At 67.1% G+C, this 18,087-nt stretch carries 17 protein-coding genes; 15 read left to right on the top strand and 2 right to left on the bottom strand.

The genetic code is table 11. From position 1 onward, the window contains the following. Positions 1-243 precede the first annotated feature (243 nt). The 9 genes from AC5Y4N_RS16455 (at position 244) to AC5Y4N_RS16495 (ending at position 9,262) form a co-directional block, all read left to right on the top strand. On the top strand, positions 244-807 hold the full coding sequence (locus AC5Y4N_RS16455; protein ID WP_499912008.1) for an Rv1476 family membrane protein: 564 nt from the start codon (positions 244-246) through the stop codon (positions 805-807). Between the two features lie 223 nt (positions 808-1,030). Then, complete coding sequence (gene ripA, locus AC5Y4N_RS16460; RefSeq protein WP_499911959.1) at positions 1,031-2,461, top strand: NlpC/P60 family peptidoglycan endopeptidase RipA; 1,431 nt, start codon at positions 1,031-1,033, stop codon at positions 2,459-2,461. Positions 2,462-2,496: 35 nt separating this feature from the next. Continuing rightward, entirely contained in the window at positions 2,497-3,168 is a 672-nt protein-coding gene (gene ripB, locus AC5Y4N_RS16465) for an NlpC/P60 family peptidoglycan endopeptidase RipB (protein ID WP_499912010.1), read from the top strand. Positions 3,169-3,273: 105 nt separating this feature from the next. After that, on the top strand, positions 3,274-4,431 hold the full coding sequence (moxR1, locus tag AC5Y4N_RS16470) for a chaperone MoxR1 (RefSeq protein ID WP_499911961.1): 1,158 nt from the start codon (positions 3,274-3,276) through the stop codon (positions 4,429-4,431). After that, positions 4,428-5,378 (top strand): DUF58 domain-containing protein, encoded by a 951-nt coding sequence (locus tag AC5Y4N_RS16475; protein WP_499911963.1) that lies wholly within the window; start codon positions 4,428-4,430, stop codon positions 5,376-5,378. Before moxR1 ends, AC5Y4N_RS16475 begins: the two co-directional genes overlap by 4 nt. A 113-nt stretch (positions 5,379-5,491) precedes the next feature. Further along, positions 5,492-6,499: a VWA domain-containing protein gene (locus tag AC5Y4N_RS16480; RefSeq protein WP_499911965.1), complete on the top strand. Its 1,008-nt coding sequence runs from the start codon at positions 5,492-5,494 to the stop codon at positions 6,497-6,499. A gap of 160 nt (positions 6,500-6,659) precedes the next feature. After that, a complete protein-coding gene (fabG1, locus tag AC5Y4N_RS16485; RefSeq protein WP_499911967.1) occupies positions 6,660-7,427 on the top strand; it encodes a 3-oxoacyl-ACP reductase FabG1 in 768 nt (255 codons plus the stop codon). Between the two features lie 10 nt (positions 7,428-7,437). Beyond that, positions 7,438-8,244 carry an NADH-dependent enoyl-ACP reductase InhA gene (gene inhA, locus AC5Y4N_RS16490; RefSeq protein WP_499911969.1) on the top strand — a complete coding sequence of 269 codons (807 nt, stop codon included), beginning with the start codon at positions 7,438-7,440 and terminating at the stop codon, positions 8,242-8,244. 1 nt (position 8,245) lies between these two features. Next, positions 8,246-9,262: a ferrochelatase gene (locus AC5Y4N_RS16495; protein WP_499911972.1), complete on the top strand. Its 1,017-nt coding sequence runs from the start codon at positions 8,246-8,248 to the stop codon at positions 9,260-9,262. A gap of 120 nt (positions 9,263-9,382) precedes the next feature. Here AC5Y4N_RS16495 and AC5Y4N_RS16500 read toward each other — a convergent pair whose 3' ends face one another. Continuing rightward, positions 9,383-10,192 (bottom strand): Rv1486c family protein, encoded by an 810-nt coding sequence (locus AC5Y4N_RS16500; RefSeq protein WP_499911975.1) that lies wholly within the window; start codon positions 10,190-10,192, stop codon positions 9,383-9,385. Positions 10,193-10,250: 58 nt separating this feature from the next. Here AC5Y4N_RS16500 and AC5Y4N_RS16505 point away from each other — a divergent pair, with 58 nt between their 5' ends. The 3 genes from AC5Y4N_RS16505 to AC5Y4N_RS16515 are packed head-to-tail and all read left to right on the top strand — an operon-like array spanning position 10,251 to position 12,210. Beyond that, on the top strand, positions 10,251-10,685 hold the full coding sequence (locus AC5Y4N_RS16505) for an NfeD family protein (protein WP_499911978.1): 435 nt from the start codon (positions 10,251-10,253) through the stop codon (positions 10,683-10,685). A 26-nt stretch (positions 10,686-10,711) separates the two neighbouring features. Beyond that, positions 10,712-11,854 carry an SPFH domain-containing protein gene (locus AC5Y4N_RS16510; protein ID WP_499911981.1) on the top strand — a complete coding sequence of 381 codons (1,143 nt, stop codon included), beginning with the start codon at positions 10,712-10,714 and terminating at the stop codon, positions 11,852-11,854. Then, the gene (locus AC5Y4N_RS16515) at positions 11,854-12,210 is read left to right on the top strand and encodes a DoxX family protein (protein ID WP_499913869.1); all 357 of its coding nucleotides are present in this window, start codon (positions 11,854-11,856) and stop codon (positions 12,208-12,210) included. The genes AC5Y4N_RS16510 and AC5Y4N_RS16515 overlap by 1 nt, the downstream gene beginning before the upstream one ends. Here the strand turns inward: AC5Y4N_RS16515 and AC5Y4N_RS16520 are convergent. Continuing rightward, on the bottom strand, positions 12,207-12,923 hold the full coding sequence (locus AC5Y4N_RS16520) for a TVP38/TMEM64 family protein (protein ID WP_499909869.1): 717 nt from the start codon (positions 12,921-12,923) through the stop codon (positions 12,207-12,209). The genes AC5Y4N_RS16515 and AC5Y4N_RS16520 overlap by 4 nt on opposite strands. A gap of 60 nt (positions 12,924-12,983) precedes the next feature. Here AC5Y4N_RS16520 and mutA point away from each other — a divergent pair, with 60 nt between their 5' ends. Genes mutA through meaB form a run of 3 tightly spaced genes read left to right on the top strand, consistent with a single transcriptional unit; the run spans position 12,984 to position 18,058 of the window. Beyond that, on the top strand, positions 12,984-14,840 hold the full coding sequence (gene mutA, locus AC5Y4N_RS16525; protein ID WP_499909871.1) for a methylmalonyl-CoA mutase small subunit: 1,857 nt from the start codon (positions 12,984-12,986) through the stop codon (positions 14,838-14,840). A 6-nt stretch (positions 14,841-14,846) separates the two neighbouring features. Continuing rightward, positions 14,847-17,078: a methylmalonyl-CoA mutase gene (gene scpA, locus AC5Y4N_RS16530; protein WP_499909873.1), complete on the top strand. Its 2,232-nt coding sequence runs from the start codon at positions 14,847-14,849 to the stop codon at positions 17,076-17,078. Continuing rightward, entirely contained in the window at positions 17,078-18,058 is a 981-nt protein-coding gene (gene meaB, locus AC5Y4N_RS16535) for a methylmalonyl Co-A mutase-associated GTPase MeaB (protein ID WP_499909874.1), read from the top strand. Before scpA ends, meaB begins: the two co-directional genes overlap by 1 nt. Positions 18,059-18,087 lie beyond the last annotated feature (29 nt).

Genomic DNA, 18,087 nt, shown 5'->3' on the forward strand with positions numbered 1-18,087 from the left:
GCGGCGGGCTGTTGTCGCCGGCACCTGCGATCCTAGCAGTACGCTTGTCCTGTTTCACCGGGGCGGCGGGCCGATTTTCCGTGCGCCCGGGCGAATCCGCACCCGCAGGGTGTACCCACTTTGGAAGTCGCTCTTCGCGCAAGCGCTCATCGGTGTCTTCCGCTCTTCGCGCAAGCGCTCATCGGTGTCGGCCGCTCTTCGCGCAAGCGCTCGAGCGCTCGCGGTACGGTCATCACCGTGACGATGCCGCAGATTCCTCTCTATATCCCGGTAGAGGTGTGCGCGACCGTCGGAGCGTCCCCGGCGACACCACCCGGCGAGTGCCTGAGCCAGGTCCTGGTCGATGTCCGCGACGACGGTGTCAGTGCGCCCAAGGACGTCGACGTCGCCGGCCTGCGCCAGGTGGTCACCGATGCCAAGCAAAAGGGCATCGACCTCAAAGTCGTCTGGGTGCCGAAAAACCCGCCGATCGACACTCCGCTTCGCGACATTGCCACCGAAGTCGGCCATGCCTATCCCGGATCGACGGTCCTCGTCATCAGTCCGGGGTGGGCCGGCACGTATAGCACCACCTATGACCGGGTGACGTTGGAAGCCGGTCAAGACGTCGCCAAAACAGCCGGAAACCCGGTACAGGCCGCAAAGAATTTCGTCAGCCAGCTGCAGACGCCGACCTTTTCCTGGACTGCCCTGACCATTGTTCTGATGGTCGTGGTGACGGTTGCGACCGTGCTCACCCGGGTACTGCAGGTGCGTAGCAGGCGCGCAGCGCAGCGTGCCGAGGTGCCGTCGGAGCCCACCGGCTGACCTGCGCTTTCGACGAATGTCGGCCGCAGTGGCCGCTGCCCGGATAACTAATTGGTCACAGCATTCTCAATTACAAGTTTGTAGTTTGTGACCAAAGTTTCTTCAGTGTCAAATGTGACGTACGGTTCCTATGTCCACTTCTGTTATTGAAGTGATTCGAGTGTCGACTCGGCACTGACGAGCGCTTGCGCGAAGAGGCACGGACATAGGAGACCGAAGTCGCATGACATGCATCCGCCACTCGGTATGCGCGACAGCAGTGGTCGTCGGGCTGTTGGTGTCCACTCCGGGGCTGGCGGCCGCGGATCCCGCCCCGGCTGCGCCCAACGAAATGGCATCGCTGATCGCAGCGGTGGCCGACGCAAATCAGAAGCTTCAGGACATCGGCGCGGCAGTGCAGAGCCGCCAAGAGGCGGTGAACAAGGCGATCGTCGATGTGCAGACCGCCCGCGAGCGGGCTGACGCAGCGAAGGCCGACGTGGCGGGCAGCCAGCGCGCAATAGAGGACGCGAACACCGCGATCGCGGCCGCCCAACAGCGCTTCGACACGTTCGCCGCCGCGGCTTACGTAAACGGCCCGTCGTCGTCGTATTTCTCGGCGACCAACCCCGAGGACTTCATCGCGACCGCGTCGGCGGGGGAGGCGCTCGCGATCAGCGCCAAGCAGACCCTCACCGATTTGCAGCGTGCCCGCACTGAGCAGGTGAACAAGGAATCGGCGGCAAGGGCGGCCCAGCAGAAGGCGGATCAGGCTGCTGCTGACGCGAAGCGCGCCCAGGACGACGCAGTGGCCGCGCTGACCGACGCGCAGAAGCAGTTCGGCGCCCAGAAGGCCGAAGTCGACAAGCTGGCCGCCGAGCGCAACGCCGCCCAGGCCAAGCTCGACGCGGCCCGGGCCGTGTGGTCAACGTCGGCCGGCCGGACCCCGCAACCTCCGCAGGCCGCTCCCGGCCCGGCGCCGCCAACCGGCCCAAGGGATCGCTGGGACGCGCCGGGCTCGAATGCCCCTGCGCCGCAAGCGAATACGCGTAACTGGGACGCAACGGCGTGGGATCCGACGCTGCCCGCAATCCCGAGCGCGTTCGTCAGCGGTGATCCGATCGCGATCATCAACGCGGTGCTCGGCATCTCGGCTACGTCGTCGCAGGTCACGGCGAATCTAGGGCGGAACTTCCTGATCAAGATGGGCATCATCAAGCCCAATCAGCCCGATCCCGGCATCACCAATGGGCGAATTCCGCGGGTCTACGGCCAGCAGGCCTCCGAGTACGTGATCCGCCGCGGCATGTCGCAGATCGGGGTGCCGTACTCGTGGGGCGGAGGCAATGCGGCCGGACCCAGCCCCGGCATCGACGGCGACGAGAACATCACAGGCTTCGACTGCTCGGGACTGGTCTTGTACTCGTTCGCCGGCGTCGGTATCAAATTGCCGCATTACTCCGGCGCCCAATACGACATGGGCCGCAAGATCCCCGCGGCTCAGATGCGCCGCGGCGACGTCATCTTCTACGGCCCGGGCGGCAGCCAGCACGTGACCATCTACCTGGGCAACGGCCAGATGCTCGAAGCCCAGCAAAGCGGCGTGCCGGTCAAGGTCTCGCCCGTGCGCACCAGCGGCATGACGCCGTACGTGGTCCGCTACATCGAATACTGACCAGGAGGGAAGAGTTCTTGCGTCCAACACGACGGCTGCGGATCGTCGGCGTCATCCTGGCGCCCTTGCTGATTGCGTTCGCAGCACCGGCGGCCGCCGAACCTGACGCCTGGGATCCGACGCTGCCGCAGGCAATCAGCGCCGGAGCACCCGGTGACCCGGTCGCGATCGCCAACGCGTCACTGCAGGCCAGCGCCCAGGCCGCGCAGACGACCATGGACCTCGGCCGCAAATTCCTCGGCAGCCTGGGACTGCTGCCCAACAACCCGACCGCCGCCACCTCGCCATCCGGGCGCGTGTACGGGCCGCAGGCTGTCGAGTACGTGATCAGGCGCGCCGGCTCGCAGATCGGAGTGCCGTACTCGTGGGGTGGCGGCAGCCTCACCGGACCCAGCGCCGGGGTCGACGACGGCGCGGGCACCGTCGGGTTCGACTGCTCCGGGCTGATGCGCTACGCGTTCGCGGGAGTGGGCGTGTTGATTCCACGATTCTCCGGGGACCAGTACAACGCCGGGCGGCACATTCCGCCGTCACAGGCCAAGCGTGGTGATTTGATCTTCTACGGGCCCGGCGGTGCGCAGCACGTGACGATGTACCTCGGCAACGGCCAGATGCTCGAAGCGTCATCGGTGGCTGGCAAGGTGACGATCAGCCCGGTGCGCACAGCGGGCATGACGCCGTTTGTCACCCGAATCATCGAGAGCTGAGCTGACACACCCAGCCGGTTGGCAGGCAACCTACGTCGACGGATGTCGGCACGCCTGGAATAGTTGACGAGGACATCGGTCTATCGACAGCTCGGGAGGATCTTGATGACGTCACCAGGTGGGCCGCCGCAGGGCGCCGGGAGCTTTTCCGGGCCGGGTGCGTCGGGACCGGGCTACCCGGGTGCGCAGACCCCTCCCGCCGGCGGACCGCCGCCCGAGCGCAACGGCGGGCTGTCCTCGGAGGTGCACACCCTGGAGCGGGCCGTCTACGAAGTCAAGCGAATCATCGTCGGCCAAGACCAGCTCGTCGAGCGGATGCTGGTGGGCCTGCTGGCCAAAGGCCACGTGTTGCTCGAAGGTGTGCCGGGCGTCGCCAAGACGCTGGCCGTGGAGACGTTCGCCCGGGTGGTCGGCGGCACCTTCGCCCGTATTCAGTTCACTCCCGACCTGGTGCCCACGGACATCGTCGGCACCCGCATCTACCGGCAGGGCAAGGAGGAGTTCGACATCGAGCTCGGCCCAGTGGTCGCGAACTTCCTGCTGGCCGACGAGATCAACCGCGCCCCGGCCAAGGTTCAGTCCGCGCTGCTGGAGGTGATGGCCGAGCGGAAGATCTCGATCGGCGGCAAGACGTTCCCCATGCCCAACCCGTTTCTGGTCATGGCTACCCAGAACCCGATCGAGCAGGAAGGCGTGTACGCGCTGCCCGAGGCGCAGCGGGACCGCTTCCTGTTCAAGATCAACATCGACTACCCGTCGCCCGAGGAAGAGCGCGAGATCATCTACCGGATGGGCGTCAAGCCGCCGGAGCCCAAGCAGATCCTGGCGCCTGGTGATCTGCTGCGGTTGCAGGACGTCGCGGCGAACACGTTCGTCCATCACGCGCTCGTCGACTACGTCGTGCGCGTCGTCACCGCCACCCGGCGCCCGGATCAGTTCGGCATGCCCGACGCCAAGGCCTGGATCGCCTATGGTGCCTCGCCGCGCGCGTCGCTGGGGATCATCGCCGGCGCCCGCGCGCTGGCGTTGGTGCGTGGCCGCGACTACGTGATCCCGCAAGACGTCATCGAGATCATTCCCGACGTGCTGCGTCACCGGCTGGTGCTCACCTACGACGCCCTTGCCGACGAGATCTCCCCGGAGACGGTGATCACCCGGATCCTGCAAACGGTCGCTCTGCCGCAGGTGAATGCTGTTCCGCAGCAAGGACATTCAGTGCACCCGGTGGTGCCGGCCGCGGCGGCAGCGGCTAGCGGTCGGTGAGTCCGTCCGCCGGTCGGACCGTCGACCTGCCGTCCTTGCAGCGCGGGCAGATTCGTGACCCCGAGCTGTCGGCGGCGCTGCGCAAATTGGAGCTCACCGTTAGGCGAAAGCTCGACGGCGTGCTGCACGGAGATCACCTCGGCCTGATCCCGGGACCTGGCAGCGAGCCGGGCGAGTCGCGCCTCTACCAGCCCGGCGACGACGTACGCCGGATGGACTGGTCGGTGACCGCCCGCACCACCCAGCCCCATGTGCGCGAGATGATCGCCGACCGCGAGCTGGAAACCTGGCTGGTCGTCGACATGTCGGCCAGCTTGGACTTCGGCACCACCGGATGCGAGAAGCGTGACCTGGCCGTGGCCGCCGCCGCGGCGATCGCATTCCTCAACAGCGGGGGCGGTAACCGGCTCGGCGCGCTGATTGCCAACGGGCAGAACATCATTCGGGTGCCAGCGCTTTCGGGCCGGATGCACGAGCAGACACTGCTGCGGGCGATCGCCACCTCACCGCAGGCCCCGGTCGGGGTGCGCGGCGACCTCGCCGGCGCCATCGACGACCTGCGCCGCCCCGAACGGCGCCGGGGGATGGCGGTGATCATCAGCGACTTCCTCGGGCCGATCAACTGGATGCGTCCGCTGCGCGCAATCGCCGGCCGCCACGAAGTGCTGGGCATCGAGGTGCTCGACCCCCGCGACGTCGAACTGCCCGACGTCGGCGACGTGGTCTTGCAGGATGCCGAAACCGGCGTGGTACGGGAATTCACCATCGACGCCAAGCTGCGCGAGGACTTCGAGAAAGCCGCAGCGGCGCACCGCGCCGAAGTGGCCCGCACGCTGCGCCGCTGCGGCGCGCCGTTGCTGTCGCTGCGCACGGACCGCGACTGGATTGCCGACGTGGTGCGGTTCGTCACCAATCGGCGCAAGGGTGCCCTGGCGGGACGGTCGTAGCGCGACCGAACCACACGACTGAAATGACACAGCTGAAATGACAGACCTGAAATGACACTGCGTACTGACATCGGTGTAATGACACGCTGCGCATTGACCAGAAGCGGATCCGCATGAACGTTCCGCTGCTAGGTCCGATGACGCTGAGCGGATTCGAGCACAAGTGGTGGTTTCTGTTCCTGCTCGTCGTCGTTGCGCTGGTGGCGCTCTACGTCGTGGCGCAGTTGGCCCGCAAACGCCGGGTGTTGCGTTTCGCGAACATGGAGCTCCTGGAAAGTGTTGCGCCCCAACGTCCTAACCGGTGGCGGCACCTACCGGCGATCCTGTTGGTCACGTCGCTGCTGCTGTTCACGATCGCGATGGCCGGACCCACCCAGGATGTGCGCATCCCCCGCAACCGCGCAGTGGTGATGCTGGTGATCGACGTGTCACAGTCCATGCGGGCCACCGACGTTCCGCCCAGTCGACTGGCCGCCGCACAGGACGCCGCCAAGCAGTTCGCCGACGAGCTGACCCCCGGCATCAACCTCGGGCTGATCGCCTATGCCGGCACCGCGACGGTGCTGGTGTCACCGACAACCAACCGCGACTCCACCAAACGCGCGATCGACAAGCTGCAGCTCGCCGACCGCACCGCCACGGGTGAAGGCATCTTCACCGCGCTGCAAGCGATCGCCACCGTCGGCGCGGTGATCGGTGGCGGGGACACGCCACCGCCGGCGCGGATCGTGCTGCTGTCCGACGGCAAGGAAACGGTGCCGTCCAACCCGGACAACCCGAAAGGCGCCTACACCGCGGCCCGCACAGCCAAGGACCAGGGTGTGCCTATCTCCACGATTTCGTTCGGCACCCCGTACGGCTACGTCGAGATCAACGACCAGCGCCAGCCCGTGCCCGTCGACGACGAGACGCTGCGCAAGATCGCCGAATTGTCCGGCGGCGAGTCGTACAACGCGGGCAGCCTGTCGGAGCTGAAGAACGTGTACTCGACGCTGCAGCAGCAGATCGGCTACGAAACCATCAAGGGTGACGCCAGCACCGGGTGGCTGCGGCTCGGCTCGCTGGTTCTGGCCTGTGCTGCGGTCGCGGCTCTGCTGATCAACCGTCGGCTGCCCACCTGAGCGGCCCCGCTCGCCACGTGCGTTCGCCACGCGCCCGCGCTGCGAGCCGAAACGGTATTCCGCGAGGCCCGCACCCGAACTTTCCCGCGGCAGTTACCGTCTCGGCGTCTTTGCACCGGCGATTTCGGGCTGAAGCGGCCGACACGTTAAGTTGACGGGCATGACGGACACTGCTGTTGCCGACAACGAGGCCGCTGCTACCGGCGGGCGCCCGCCGTTCGTGTCCCGCTCGGTGCTGGTGACCGGCGGAAACCGGGGTATCGGGTTGGCTGTCGCGCGGCGGCTCGCCGCCGACGGGCACAAGGTCGCCGTCACCCACCGCGGCTCTGGTGTGCCCGACGAGGACCTGTTCGCCGTCGAATGTGACGTCACCGACAACGACGCCGTCGACCGCGCCTTCAAAGAGGTCGAAGAGCATCAGGGCGCCGTCGAGGTGCTCGTCGCGAACGCCGGCATCGCCGCGGATGCATTTCTCATGCGGATGACGGTCGAGAAGTTCCAGAAGGTGATCGACGCCAATCTGACCGGGGCGTTTCGGGTGGCCCAGCGGGCCTCGCGCAGCATGCAGCGCAAGCGGTTCGGGCGGATGATCTTCATGGGCTCGGTCTCGGGCACTTGGGGCATCGGCAACCAGGCCAACTATGCGGCGTCCAAGGCCGGCCTGATCGGGATGGCCCGGTCGATCTCCCGTGAGCTGTCGAAAGCCAACGTCACCGCGAATGTCGTCGCCCCGGGATACATCGACACCGAGATGACCCGAGCGCTCGATGAGCGGATTCAGCAGGGCGCGCTCGATTTCATCCCGGCCAAGCGTGTCGGCACGGCCGAGGAGGTGGCGGGCGTGGTCAGCTTCCTGGCGTCCGAAGATGCCAGCTACATCGCCGGCGCGGTGATCCCGGTCGACGGCGGCATGGGCATGGGCCACTGAGAGGACGGATATGACGCTGCTCGAAGGCAAACGGATCCTGGTCACCGGGATCATCACTGACTCGTCGATCGCCTTCCACATTGCGAAGGTGGCGCAGGAAGCCGGCGCCGAGCTGGTGTGCACCGGCTTCGATCGGTTGCGGCTCATCGAGCGCATCCTCGATCGGCTGCCTCAGAAGCCGCCGCTGCTGGAGCTCGACGTGCAGAACAACGAGCACCTCGACACGCTCGCCGACCGGGTCACTGAGGTGATCGGCGCGGGCAACAAGCTCGACGGGGTGGTCCACTCGATCGGTTTCATGCCGCAATCCGGGATGGGCATCAACCCGTTCTTCGACGCGCCGTTCGAAGACGTCGCCAAAGGCATTCACATCTCGGCGTATTCGTATGCCTCGCTTGCCAAAGCACTGCTGCCGATCATGAATCACGGCGGGTCCATCGTCGGCATGGACTTCGACCCCAGCCGGGCGATGCCCGCCTACAACTGGATGACCGTCGCCAAGAGCGCGCTTGAGTCGGTCAACCGCTTCGTCGCACGCGAAGCCGGCCCGCACGGCGTACGGTCCAATCTCGTTGCGGCAGGGCCAATTCGGACGTTGGCGATGAGTGCGATCGTCGGTGGTGCACTCGGCGAAGAGGCCGGTGCCCAGATGCAGCTGCTCGAAGAAGGCTGGGACCAGCGTGCCCCGATCGGCTGGGACATGAAAGACCCGACGCCCGTGGCCAAGACGGTGTGCGCGGTGCTGTCCGACTGGCTGCCCGCGACCACCGGGACGGTCATCTACGCCGACGGCGGCGCCAGCACGCAGTTGCTTTGAGTTGAGCCACAACGACTTCGACGCTCTGCTTCTGCTGTCGTTCGGCGGCCCGGAAGGGCCGGAGCAGGTGCGCCCGTTCTTGGAGAACGTCACCCGCGGCCGTGGTGTGCCGCCCGAGCGGCTCGACGCCGTCGTCCAGCACTACCTGCATTTCGGTGGAGTGTCGCCGATCAACGGGATCAACCGTGCGCTGATCGAGCAGATCCGCGCAGAGCTCGCCGACCGCGGCGAGCGGCTGCCGGTGTATTTCGGTAACCGAAACTGGCAGCCGTTCGTGGAGGACACCGTCGCCAGGATGCGCGACGACGGCGTGCGGCGCGCTGCGGTGTTCGCGACGTCTGCCTGGGGCGGGTACTCCAGCTGCCGGCAGTATCTCGAGGACATTGCGCGGGCACGCGCCGTCGTCGGCGCCGACGCCCCGGAACTGGTGAAGCTGCGCCACTACTACGACCACCCGCTTCTGGTGGAGATGTTCGCCGACGGAATCGCTGCCGCTGCGCAGACTGTGCCGGCCGGCGCGCGGCTGGTGTTCACTGCGCATTCGATTCCCCTTGCGGCGCAAGACAAATGCGGAGAGAACCTGTATGCACGTCAAGTCGCACATGCGTCTGCACTGGTAGCAGCCGCCGCCGGATACGACGACTACGACCAGGTGTGGCAATCACGCTCCGGGCCGCCGCAGGTGCCGTGGCTGGAACCCGATATTGCCGACCATGTGAGCGCACTGGCTGCCCGTGGCACCGCGGCGGTGATCGTGTGCCCGATCGGTTTCGTCGCCGACCACATCGAAGTGGTGTGGGACCTAGACCACGAATTACGCGAGCAGGCCCAGTCATTGGGTATCGCATTCGCCCGCGCGACCACGCCGAATGCGGATCGCCGATTCGCCCGCCTCGCCGTGGATTTGATCGACGAGCTACGCCGTGGCCGAGAGCCAGCTCGCGTGCCGGCCGTCGATATGCCTGCGGTGCAAGGATTTTCGGTGAACGGCGCTCCTTGTACCGCTGCGTGCACCTGACCGGTGAAGGGTGAGCGTCGTGACCCGGGCCTCCGGCTCGGCGAGCGTGCGCAGTTGTCCGCGTTCCCCCCGCGTGTCGGTGCGCAGACACGCACCCTCGCGGAAAGAAGGCAGGGGAGGTCAGCGGCGCCAGGCCGAGTGCAGGATCGCGTTGACCGCAGCCAACCGCGCGGACCGCACCACCGCAGACAGCGGCGTGAACACGTCGCTGACGATCTGCGCCTCGGAGCTCACCGCAAGGATCGCATCGACACGTGCGGCGTTCTCCAGCACACGCAGCGCACGCGAGGGCGTGCCGTCGGGCACGCGGTGCGCATGCGCGGATTCCAGCAGCTGCTCGACCATGCCGCGGGGGTCGGCGACCGCGTAACCCGGCCGGATCGCGCCGAACGCTTCGGCAGCCGAGCGCACCGCGTTACGCAATGCGTATTCGGCTTCGCCGAGATCTGGATGCTCCGCCGGCGGCACCTCCGACAGGCAGTAGACCGTCCACAGCACAGCCCGCGGGCAGTCGTCACCGGCCTCGTAACCGTCGTCGCCGTAGTCGAATTCCGGAACGAGCCCGATGGCGCTGCCAGGTTCGCCCGCCACCACGATGGCCTCCCCGGCGGCCAGCGCGTCGCGCTGGAATTGTGTTCCGGCGGTCAGCCCGCGCACGTCTCCGGGCACGGGAAGCACGACGCGGATGGACCCCTCGGAGGGGCCGGTCCGACGCGCGGTCGTGCGCAGCGTCTGCAACAACGTGACCACGCTGGCATCGTCCACATCCGGCCACGGCAACCCGGTGTGCCCGGCGGTGACCGAATCGTACGCAGCGACCAAATGCCTTGGCGCCCAAAGGCTTAACGCATCCAGAACGTCGTCTGGCGCAGCCGAGCCGGCGAGCCAGGCATTGGCCCACACCGACAGCGAGACACTCGGGCACCACATGACCGCCGAGTGTAATAGTTCGCCGCGGAGCGGGCTGGTTTCGCGTTAGGCTGGCGTCATGCCTGTGGCGCTGATCTGGCTGATCGTCGCGCTGGCGCTGGCGGGCGCGGAGGCTTTGACCGGCGATCTGTTCTTGTTGATGCTCGGCGGCGGTGCGCTCGCGGCGGCAGGAGCCAGTGCGGTGTTCGACTGGCCGGTCTGGGCCGACGGCGTCGTGTTCCTTGTGGTGTCGGTTCTGCTGCTCGTCGGTGTCCGGCCCGCATTGCGCCGACACCTCAGCACCGGCAAGGGGCTGCCGGAGCCCATGAAGGAGCTGGAGGGCAAAAGCGCCCTCGTCCTCGACCGCGTGGCGCGGCACGAGGGTCAGGTCAAGCTCGACGGCCAGGTGTGGACCGCCCGGCCGCTCAACGAGAGCGACGTCTACGAACCGGGTGACCACGTGACCGTCGTACACATCGACGGAGCCACCGCGGTCGTCTCCAAGATCGACTAGACCTGGAATAGCAGGAAGGAACCCTCATGGAAGGTGCCGTCGCCGGGCTGGTGCTGCTGGGCGTGCTGGTGATCCTGGCGATCATCATCGTCGCGAAATCCGTTGCGCTGATACCGCAGGCTGAGGCCGCGGTGATCGAACGGCTGGGCCGTTACAGCAAGACCGTGTCCGGTCAGCTGACGCTGCTGCTGCCGTTCATCGACCGGATCCGCGCGCGAGTGGACCTGCGCGAGCGCGTGGTCTCTTTTCCGCCGCAGCCGGTGATCACCGAAGACAACTTGACCGTCAACATCGACACTGTCGTCTACTTCCAGGTGACCAATCCGCAGGCTGCGGTGTACCAGATCAGCAACTACATCGTCGGCGTCGAGCAGCTCACCACCACCACGTTGCGCAACGTGGTCGGCGGCATGACGCTGGAGCAGACGCTGACGTCGCGCGACCAGATCAACGCGCAGCTGCGTGGGGTGCTCGACGAGGCCACCGGCCGGTGGGGACTGCGAGTCGCACGCGTCGAGTTGCGCAGCATCGACCCGCCGCCGTCGATCCAGGACTCGATGGAAAAGCAGATGCGCGCCGACCGCGAGAAGCGCGCGATGATCCTCAACGCCGAAGGTGTGCGCGAGTCGTCGATCAAGCAGGCGGAGGGACAGAAGCAGGCGCAGATCCTGGCAGCCGAAGGGGCCAAGCAGGCGGCGATCCTCGCGGCCGAGGCTGACCGGCAGTCCCGGATGTTGCGGGCGCAAGGCGAGCGCGCGGCACAGTACCTGCAAGCTCAGGGCCAGGCCAAGGCGATCGAGAAGGTGTTCGCAGCGATCAAGTCCGGCCGGCCCACTCCCGAGCTGCTGGCCTACCAGTACCTGCAGACGCTGCCGCAGATGGCCAAGGGCGAGGCGAACAAGGTGTGGATTGTGCCCAGCGACTTCGGATCTGCGCTACAGGGATTCACCAAACTGCTGGGAGCGCCGGGCGAGGATGGGGTGTTCCGGTATCAGCCCTCTCCGGACGACGACGCCAAACATGCCGCGCCCGATGACGATTCGGCCGAAGTCGCCGACTGGTTCAACACCGAAACCGACCCGGCGATCGCGCAGGCGGTGGCCGCAGCCGAGGCCGACGCGCGCAAACCGGTGGCCGGACCCACTACTCCACCGTCGCTGACCAGCTGATGAGCACGCTCACCTCGACCAAGACCTACGTCGCACTCGCCGCGTTCCAGGCCGGCGACGCCGTAGCGTGCGCAATCCCGCTGCCGCCGATTGCGAAGCTCCTCGATCAGCTCGGCGTTCCGGAAGGCATCCGCTGGGTCCTGCCTGTCGCGAAGGCTGCGTCGGCGATTGGGCTGGCATCGGTGTTGCGGTTTCCGTGGCTCGCCAGGCTCACCACCGCGATGCTGACGCTGTACTTCGTCCTCGCCGTCGGCGCGCACGTGCGCGCCCGCGACCGCTTCTACAACGCGATTCCGGCGGCCACGTTCCTGGTGACGTTCGCGGCGATGACGGTGAAAGGTCCCGACCGACCCTAGGCGGCTGAGTCGACGGCTCTGCGCCGATGTGCCCGCACCTCGTATGCCAGCCCGGCGATGCCGACGCACGCGGTCACCACCGACACGACGGCGAGCACCGGGTTGACCCGCCCGGTGACGGCATCGCCCAGCACGACGATCGCGAGCGTCCCGGGCATCAGTCCGATCAGCGTCGCCAGCGTGTACGGCAGCAGTCGCACCGCCGACATGCCCGCGGCGTAGTTGATCACCGAGAACGGAACGGCGGGAATCAACCGCAGCGAGAACACCACCGGCCAGCCTCGGCCGCGCAGCCGCGCGTCGACAGTCTCTATCGCCGGATGGCTGACCAAGCGGTCCAGTCGCCAGCCCGTCGCCCGCACCACAATCAACGCGATCACCGCGCTGGCGGTGCTGGCCAGCACCGCCAAGGTGACTCCCAGCGCGGTGCCGAACAGCAGACCCGCTGCGAGCGTGAAAGCGGTTCGGGGAAACGGCAAGACCGTGACGAGCACGTGGGTGGCGAAGAACACCAGTGGAACCCAGGCACCGGCCGAGGTCGCCCAGTCGCGCACCTGCACGGCCGTCGGCATCGGGGTGAAGAACCACAGTGCGACCAAGATCACAACGGCGGCCGCCATCGCGACGATGCGCCGGCGGGGCACCTGCTGAGCCGCGGCGACCATGGCGGAGTTGAGTCTGCGCAGGTCACGCAGCGCTCCGCCGATCTTCATGGCTACCGAGAGTACGGCCCCTTGGTGAACACGTCGTTGATGCTGGCTTAGCCTGAACACGTGTCTATCGAAGCCAGCGTCGACCCCTCCGAAGTAGAGCAGGCTCGTCAGCGTTGGCGCTCGGCAGTGGCCGACGTGCTGGCGAAAACCCACAAGTCCGATCTGCCCCCCGAGCCGGAACGCCTGCTCGACACGCCCACGTACGAAGGCTTTTCCATCCGGGCGCTCTACACCGCGCTCGACGCCCGCTCCGAGCATCCGTTGCCGGGGCGCTGGCCGTTCGTTCGCGGCGCCGACGCGCTGCGTGACGTCAACACCGGCTGGAAGGTCGCCGAGACCTTCCCGCCGCCGGGGGAGACCGGCGTCAGCGACCTCAACGGTGCGGTGCTGCTGTCGCTGACCGAAGGGGTCAGCGCGCTGGTGCTGCGCGTCGGTGACGGCGCCATCGCACCGGGCTCGCTCGGCGACGCTGTGGAGGGTGTGTTCCTCGAGTTGGTGCCAATCGTGCTCGACGCCGGTGCCGACTTTGTCAGTGCCGCCGAGGCGGTGCTCGCGATGGCTGAGCAACTGGACGAGGACAAGTACGCGATGCTGTCGGTCGACCTGGGTGCCGACCCGCTGACCGCGCCGCTGAGTGGGCGCGCGGCGCCGAGCCTCGACGACGTGGTCGCGGTCGCCTCTCGAGCGGGCGGCTATCGGGGAGCGGTGCGGACGGTCACGGTCGACGGTCCTGCGTTTCACAACCTCGGCGCCAGCGCGTCGTGGGAGCTGGGCGCCGGCATCGCCGCCGGCGTGGCGTACCTGAGGTCACTGTCGTCGGTCACCGCCGCACATGCTCTACGCCAAATCAGCTTCCGGTTCGCCGCGGACGACGACCAGTTCATGACGATCGCGAAATTCCGTGCAGCACGCCAACTTTGGGCTCGCGTGGCCGAAGTCGTCGGCGCCCCGGGCGCCGGCGCGGCGACCATGCACGCCGTCACTTCGCTGCCGATGATGACTCAGCGCGACCCCTGGGTGAACATGCTGCGCACCACCGTTGCGGCGTTCGCGGCCGGAATCGGCGGCGCCGACACGGTATTGGTGCATCCGTTCGACGTCGCGATCCCGGGCGGCGCGCCGGGGATGAGTCCCGGCTTCTCGCGGCGCATCGCACGCAACACCCAGCTGTTGCTGCTCGAAGAATCCAACATCGGACGCGTGCTCGATCCGGCGGGCGGCTCCTGGTACGTCGAAGACCTCACTGAAGCACTGGCGCAACAGGCGTGGGACCACTTCCAGGCGATCGAGGCGCGCGGCGGCTTCACCGAAGCTCGCGACTTCGTCGCAGACGAGCTCGACCGGCTGCGTAAAAAGCGCACCGACGACGTCGCGCACCGACGCGCCAAAATCACCGGGGTCAACGAGTACCCCAACCTTGCCGAGGCGCCGCTGCCGCAGGCCGGGGCAATCACCGACACCGGACTGCACCGGTACGCCGCCGATTTCGAGGCGTTGCGGGACCGATCGGATGCTTATCTCCAGCGCACAGGACACCGGCCGCGCGTGCTGTTGCTGCCGCTCGGGCCGCTGGCCGAACACAACGTCCGCGCCACCTTCGCCACCAACCTGTTGGCGTCCGGCGGAATCGAGGCCGTCAACCCGGGCCCGCTGGATGCTGCCACGATTCCCTCGGCCGTCGAGCAGGCTGGCCGCCCTGACATCGCGATCATCTGCGGCACCGACAAGCGGTACGGCTCCGAGGTGGCCGGCGCGGTGGAGGCGGCGCACGCGGCCGGGATCACGACCGTTTATCTGGCCGGTCCGCAAAAGGCCGTCGCGGATGTGGACCAGGCCCATCAGCCCGACGCATATCTGACCGCGACGATCGATGCGGTCGATGCCCTGTCGAACCTGCTCAGCCGATTGGGGGCGTGAGGACCGATGACTACTTCAGACGTCTCCGTAATCGCCAGCTTCGCCGACATCCCGCTGCACGGCGACGAGGTGGCGACTCCGCCGACCGCAGCCGACGTGGCCGCACACGTCGCCGCCGCGGCCAGCGCACACGGGTACAGCCCGGACCAATTGCATTGGCACACGCCGGAAGGCATCGTCATCAAACCGGTCTACACCGCCGCCGACCGGGCCGCCGCATCCGCGGAAGGCTATCCGCTCAACAGCTTTCCCGGTGAAGCGCCGTACCTGCGGGGGCCGTATCCGACCATGTACGTCAACCAGCCGTGGACTATCCGCCAGTATGCGGGGTTCTCCACCGCAGCGGAATCGAACGCGTTCTACCGGCGCAACCTGGCTGCCGGGCAGAAAGGTCTGTCGGTCGCCTTCGACCTGGCCACCCACCGCGGCTACGACTCCGACCACCCCCGGGTGCAGGGCGATGTCGGGATGGCCGGTGTCGCAATCGATTCCATCCTCGACATGCGGCAGCTGTTCGACGGGATCGACTTGGCTTCGGTGTCGGTGTCGATGACCATGAACGGTGCCGTGCTGCCGATTCTCGCGCTCTACGTGGTGGCCGCCGAGGAGCAGGGGGTGCCGCCGGAGAAGCTGGCCGGGACCATCCAGAACGACATCCTCAAAGAGTTCATGGTCCGCAACACCTACATCTACCCGCCGAAGCCGTCGATGCGGATCATCTCCGACATCTTCGCCTACACCAGCGCGAAGATGCCGAAGTTCAACTCGATCTCGATTTCGGGTTACCACATCCAAGAAGCCGGAGCCACCGCCGATCTCGAGCTCGCGTACACACTGGCCGACGGGGTCGAGTACATCAAGGCAGGGCTGGACGCCGGACTCCACATCGACCAGTTCGCGCCGCGGCTGTCGTTCTTCTGGGGCATCGGCATGAACTTCTTCATGGAAGTGGCCAAGCTGCGCGCCGGCCGGCTGCTCTGGAGCGAGCTGGTCTCCGAGTTCAATCCCAAGAACCCGAAATCGCTTTCGCTGCGCACACATTCGCAAACCTCCGGCTGGTCGTTGACCGCGCAGGATCCGTTCAACAACGTCGCGCGCACCTGCATCGAGGCGATGGCCGCTACGCAGGGGCACACGCAGTCCTTGCACACCAACGCCCTCGACGAAGCGCTGGCCCTGCCCACCGATTTCTCCGCGCGTATCGCACGCAATACTCAGCTGCTGCTGCAGCAGGAATCCGGGACGACGCGGCCGATAGACCCTTGGGGCGGTTCGTATTTCGTGGAGTGGCTCACCCACCAACTGGCGCAGCAGGCGCGTGCGCACCTGCGCGAGGTGGCTGAGCACGGCGGCATGGCCCAAGCGATCAGCGACGGCATTCCCAAGCTGCGGATCGAGGAGGCCGCTGCCCGCACGCAGGCCCGCATCGACTCCGGGCAGCAGCCGGTGATCGGCGTGAACAAGTATCGGGTCGACGAAGATCCGGCGATCGAGGTGCTCAAGGTGGACAACACCAAGGTGCGCGCCGAGCAGTTGGCCAAGCTGCAACAGCTGCGCGCCGAGCGGGACCAGGATCGCGTCGAGGCCGCACTCGCGGAGTTGACGCGGGCCGCCGCCGAAAACGATGGCAATCTGCTGGAGTTGTCCATCAACGCCGCCCGGGCCAAGGCCACCGTCGGCGAGATCTCCGACGCGCTCGAGAAGGTGTATGGCCGCCACCAGGCCGAGATTCGTACGATTTCGGGCGTCTACCGCGACGAGATCGGAAAGGGGACCGCTATTTCGTCCGCCACCGAGCTCGTCGAGAAATTCGCCGAAGCCGACGGCCGCCGACCGCGCATCCTGGTCGCCAAGATGGGCCAGGACGGCCACGACCGCGGGCAGAAGGTGATCGCAACGGCGTTCGCGGACATCGGGTTCGACGTGGATGTCGGCTCGTTGTTCTCCACGCCCGAGGAGGTGGCGCGGCAGGCCGCAGACAACGACGTCCATGTGATCGGTGTGTCGTCGCTGGCCGCCGGACACCTGACATTGGTTCCGGCGCTGCGCGACGCGCTCGCCGACGTCGGCCGGCCCGACATCATGATCGTGGTGGGCGGAGTGATTCCGCCCGACGATTTCGACGCACTCTATGCCGCCGGGGCGACCGCGATATTCCCGCCGGGAACCGTGATCTCCGACGCCGCGATCGGGCTGCTGCGCAAGCTCGCCGAGCGGCTCGGCTACAGCCTGGACTGATGGCCGAAACGACCGATCGGCTCGCCGAGGCGATCCGCGCCGGCGACCGCACCGAGCTGTCCCGGGCGATCACGCTTGTCGAGTCGACGCGGCCCGACCACCGCGAGCAAGCCCAGCAATTGCTGCTGACGCTGTTACCGCACGCCGGAAGCGCGCTACACGTCGGCATCACCGGGGTACCGGGCGTGGGCAAGTCGACGGCGATCGAAGCGCTCGGCATGATGCTGATCGAGCAAGGCCACCGCGTCGCCGTGCTCGCGGTCGACCCGTCGTCGACGCGCACCGGAGGCTCGATCCTCGGCGACAAGACCCGGATGGCCCGCCTCGCAGTGCATCCCGATGCTTACGTGCGTCCGTCGCCGACGTCGGGAACGCTGGGCGGCGTCGCGAAAGCCACCCGCGAAACCATCGTGCTGTTGGAGGCCGCCGGTTTCGACGTGATCCTGGTGGAAACCGTCGGCGTCGGGCAGTCCGAAGTCGCGGTGGCCAACATGGTGGACTGCTTCGTGTTCCTGACGCTGGCGCGCACCGGAGATCAGCTGCAGGGCATCAAGAAAGGCGTGCTGGAACTCGCCGACATCGTGGTGGTGAACAAGGCCGACGGCGAGCATGCCACCGAAGCGAAGGCGGCCGCTCGCGAACTGACGATGGCGATCCGGTTGATCTACCCGCGCGACACCCTGTGGCGGCCACCGGTGCTGACCATGAGCGCGCTGGAGGGTACCGGTCTTCACGAGCTGTGGGACACGGTGCTGCGACACCGCGACGTGCTGACCGAGGCCGGCGAGTTCGAGGCGAAACGCCGCCAGCAGCAAGTGGATTGGATGTGGTCGATGGTGCGCGACGCGGTGCTGGACAGAGTGCTGTCGAACCCGGCGGTGAAAGACATTCGCGGCGACGTCGAGCGGCAGGTCCGCGACGGCGAGTTGACGGCCGCGCTGGGTGCGCAGCGCATCCTGGACACCGCCTCGCAGCCGTAGGTTAACGGAACCATAACAATGGGTTTGTT

It is taken from the genome of Mycobacterium sp. NGS19, assembly GCF_059813155.1.